The organism is Psychromonas antarctica (assembly GCF_022267535.1).
In the GTDB taxonomy this organism is placed as follows: Bacteria; Pseudomonadota; Gammaproteobacteria; order Enterobacterales; family Psychromonadaceae; genus Psychromonas; species Psychromonas antarctica.
Map to the genome: position 1 here is coordinate 1 of NZ_JAHNZV010000161.1, position 4,396 is coordinate 4,396.

Sequence of the window (4,396 nt, forward strand, 5' to 3'; positions counted from 1 at the left end):
TGCTCAAATGCAGTAATAACGCTACTAAGTTGCTCTGGATTTGACATAATTAAGTCCTGATGGATGAGTTACCCGTATTAAATCAGAACAAAAAATGGAAGTTGAGCTACGCTGCCGTAAGCTCACGGACCACTATAATAACCTTCAAAAGAAGCATCATCCTAAGCCTGCATATGAGCCAGCTAAATATAATGGATTATTTCACTTCAGGGATAAATTAAACTCTCGTGAAAAAATTTATAGTCGATTCCTTCATTATAAATATTTTTGCTTTAATGATTTTCCTACAATTTTAACTGAGGGTAAAACAGATAACGTATATCTAAAAAGTGCTTTAAGTATGCTTCAGGCTAATTATCCAACTCTGACTAAAGTAAAAACAACAAGCACTGCATATGAACCGATGCTGAACTTCCCCAATTTAAATGATAAAACCATGTATTTTTTAGATTTGGATGGTGGAGCCTCACATTTTCTCAGGTTCGTTACAAGGTATTCAGCAGATCATAACTATTTTGAGAATCAAAAGGCAAAATCTCCAGTTATCTTAATTTTGGATAACGATGATGGGCCTGAAACTCTTCTTAAACATTTAGTTAAAAAAGTTAAGTCTTGCCCTAATGATTTGAAAGTACTTAAATCAGGTGGTTTTTTACATTTATTCCATAATTTATATTTGATTTTGACACCGCTGAATACAAACGGAAAAGACTCTATGATGGAAGATCTATTTGATTCTGCAACGATGAAAGTTGTACTCAATGGGAAAACTTTTTCAACAGATAAAAATCCAGATATAAAAAAACATTATGGTAAGCATATTTTTTCTACAAAAGTAGTTCGCTCGAATAAATCTAATATTAACTTTGATAAATTTAAGTACATTTTTGACGAGGTAGTTAAGGTAAAACAACACTTTTCCACCTTGAAAAACTAAAACTAAGTGATTGCTAACCTAGTAATCACCAACCAGAGTGCAGTAATGGGGTCGCGCCTTGCCTTTATAGCTGTGATATATTTTCATCTAAAAGTAATAAATGGAGCATGTCATGATTCAGCAACAAACGATTAATTGCACCGAACAACAATTGGAACATTGGCAACTAGCAGCAATCGAAAAAAAACGACTCTAAATGAGTGGATAATAAATGCCCTCCATTCACAGGCATTCGATGTATTAGCCTTACCAATTTGGCTCAAAGGCTTATCGCGTTGTACAGCAAAAGCATTGATAGCTGGCGGGTTCAGAAACTTTAGAAGTATTGAAGAGGCATTTCAATCAGAATTTGATTTTACCACATTGCCAGATTTTAATAGTGAATGCTTGGTGGAATTAGTTCAATGGACTTCTGAACAATCTCAAGAAAAAGCGCAAAAGCTGAAAAGTGGAATGGATGAGTTAAAAAAACTTTTTGATTAAGATTAATTCAGGATGTTAGCCTTAATGCTTATCTCTCTATTCTTGATTAAAAGGCAGTGAGCAAATAAATGTTTGTAATGATACTTTAGAACAGGTGAATGAACCTATCTCGCAATGCCTCCCATAGTTAGAAAAGGCGACACACTTACTCCCCCCCAAGCGCTTTACAACGCTACTAATTTGTGGCCAAATTTATTTAGCCGCAACAACCATTTTACGACAGCTGGTCGAGAAACATTATCTATATCTCCGGTTGTTAGTAACTGCAAATTAAGGGTTTCAGCCCGCGAAATATTCTTTTACTTGTTCAGTTGTTAGCTCGAACCATTCGCCGCCTTCGTGATATGCCTCAAAATGGCAATGTGCATCATTCTCAGCCTGTTTCGCATTGTCGACAGGCATCGAGGCGATTACTTCCAAAGGTGACGGTAGACCCATGCCTCGTTGTAAGGCGTTCGCCCTTTCTTCTGGCGTCTTAGTTGTAGCGCCGATCTTAACCCTGCCTTTTATCCACTCATGACGAACAGCGTACACAAAGCCACGCTCCGCAATGCTTGAAGAGTAAGTTACTTTAGCTATTCTCTTTTTCTCACTCGGCGCTGATACGTGTAATTTTTTAATGCCTTTCTCAATCGTTTTGACTGGCTTTAGCCTTGGCTTTTGGCATTCACAAACGTACTTAGCCAGCCCCTTGTTAGCCCAGCAAATACCGATCTTTGCGGGCTTTCTGCAATATTTACATGATGCAGTGAAGTCATCCTTTTTTTTGTCGTACTTGTCTATATGCTTATTGCCGCCAAGGATAAATCCAGCCTCGAAGAACCCCTTTACCTTCACACACACTCGGCAAAAACTGCTATTGTCAAACTGATTGGTTTCCCTGTAGCCTTGCCCGCAATCATTGCATTTATGTATTTCAATCTGTTTAAAGTCTCCGTGAATTGGCGCGATTTCCACCTTATCCGGCGCAACCATGTCGAGCAGTTCGCGAGGGGTACAGCTGAACCTTACGCTGTTGTATCTGTCTCCGTAACTAGCGTATATTAAGCCGTCATAGTTGCCACAGTTACCATGAAAATCAAAGTCAAAAATGGGCTTTTTTCCTTCCGCATAGATTCGGGAGGTCATCGGCAGGCCATGAGCTTTTATCACTAAATATGCTAAGTATGCTCTAAACCTATCCCGTTTAGATCTGTTCTCGAAGTGGTATAAATCTTTAACAAATCGACCATCTCCTGTTTTAGCATACTTCCACGCCGCCGATATAACCCCACCATAATACCCGCCTCTGTACATGTTTTTGCATTCATTCATTTCAATTTCTTCCAGATCTAACTATCTTCGAACTAGGATTTTCATATCTTGTTTTTCATCATAGCCTCTGTTATCCGTAATTGGGAGATTTCTACATGTGGTATGTTAACAAAGCCAGTTTTATATTTTGTAAAGCTTTAGAAATATAATTATTCCTATGGCGCAAAGTGCCCCAAACCGAGCTAGATAGCTAAGTCGAAAACGCCCCCAAAGCGACTTAGTAAGCGACAAATTTTTTCCATATATTGATAGTATTTCAAAATGGATGTTTAAATCTAACTCTACTCATGAATCACACATAATGTCTTCTTGTTTTTAAAAGTTCCTGTATGAAAATACTCTCTAATATCCTTTGATTTTCCACAGTTACTTTCATTCAGAATATGTAAGTAAGAAGCATCTACTTCACTAAACGACAGCAGCTCTTGTCCAAGTTCTTCATTATTAATGCACAAAGAATTTGTTGGAGTAAACACTTGATGTCTTCGACAAACAAACGGCCTGACCTCGTAAATGGAACATGAACCGTTATGTAAAAATGGGCAAGGCTCACCTATTAACAAATCTTTCTTTGCGTTGTTATATGCTTTCTTAGCCTTTAATTTTATTAGTGATAACTCTAATTCAGACACGTCAACTCTAATCTCGCAGCAATACGAACAGCCTTTTTTACATGGAGTTAAATGGTTAAAGCTTACTGATAGCCCCCCCATAAATTCATATAAATCGATTAACTTTGCGGTTGGATTTTTTTTGCTTTTTTCTACTTTATTTAATAATTTTTCTTCCTGTTGTTTAAACTTTACAGGAATTATTTCAATAGCTTTTGTTCGGTTAATTTTTGAAGCTGTAACCTCTGGATGCTCACTCATATTTGTACCTTGTTATATGCGACTTACATTATGTGTAGTGGTTGAATGATTTTGGACACTAATCTAGAATAAAAGAATAAAAATTAGCTATCTACGTGATCCTTAGCGAGTCAAAAAGTTAAGCTTCTAAAGCCCGCAAAGCAATTTAGAAATATATTTACACCGTGTATTAACTTTAGTCATTCAGTGCTGTAACCACTGTTGTATTGGTTTGTTATCGGCTTTTTCACGTGTTCCTGAGGGGGACTCTTTAAGGGTTACTGGTGATGGAAGAGTGTTCTGTAATTTGGGTTTTTCATTAACATTACTTAATAATATTACTGAAATGATTAAAGCAACCAATAACATGACAAAGCCATTTCGTAGTGATTGATAGGCTGATTCATTTCGTAACTGCCGTATTATATTCATCCTCTCTTGTGCATATAAGGCTTCACTTAGATAGGAAACACCATCTTTATTTATATTCATTAAATGATGAGTACCATAGCCATATGTAGGCAATGTTTTCAGTGCCCCCAATGCTGTGATTCCAGCTAAAAGCATGTAAATTGAAGCAATACCACAGATAATTGAAACATTTGATGCATAACTACTTTCAGGAATGAACTTAACGAATGAACTACTAGCAGCAGCTAAAACAGATAAACTTACACTCAGACCTAATGTGAATTTCGAGGTTTTGTCATCTATTTTAACAGCTCTTTCATGCTCCTCTTGTATTCTCTGGGTTAAAACTTCGGCAGAAAGCTCGTTATACGCTTGAGCTTTTACCTCGACTTCATTGCCA

5 protein-coding genes are annotated in these 4,396 nt (G+C 36.9%); 2 read left to right on the plus strand and 3 right to left on the minus strand.

Annotated elements, in window-relative coordinates; all coding sequences use genetic code 11:
- The first annotated feature begins 94 nt into the window (after positions 1-94).
- Positions 95-937: a hypothetical protein gene (locus tag KSO91_RS16155; RefSeq protein ID WP_238744058.1), complete on the plus strand. Its 843-nt coding sequence runs from the start codon at positions 95-97 to the stop codon at positions 935-937.
- Between the two features lie 159 nt (positions 938-1,096).
- Positions 1,097-1,420, plus strand: a complete 324-nt coding sequence (locus KSO91_RS16160) for a hypothetical protein (RefSeq protein WP_238744059.1) — start codon at positions 1,097-1,099, stop codon at positions 1,418-1,420.
- Positions 1,421-1,699: 279 nt separating this feature from the next.
- On the opposite strand, the gene KSO91_RS16165 is transcribed toward KSO91_RS16160, so the two are convergent.
- The 3 genes from KSO91_RS16165 to KSO91_RS16175 all read right to left on the minus strand — a co-directional run.
- The gene (locus KSO91_RS16165; protein WP_238744060.1) at positions 1,700-2,734 is read right to left on the minus strand and encodes a GIY-YIG nuclease family protein; all 1,035 of its coding nucleotides are present in this window, start codon (positions 2,732-2,734) and stop codon (positions 1,700-1,702) included.
- 281 nt (positions 2,735-3,015) lie between these two features.
- On the minus strand, positions 3,016-3,606 hold the full coding sequence (locus KSO91_RS16170) for a YkgJ family cysteine cluster protein (RefSeq protein WP_238744061.1): 591 nt from the start codon (positions 3,604-3,606) through the stop codon (positions 3,016-3,018).
- Between the two features lie 183 nt (positions 3,607-3,789).
- Positions 3,790-4,396: hypothetical protein (locus KSO91_RS16175; protein WP_238744062.1), on the minus strand; the 607-nt coding region annotated here is incomplete at its 5' end.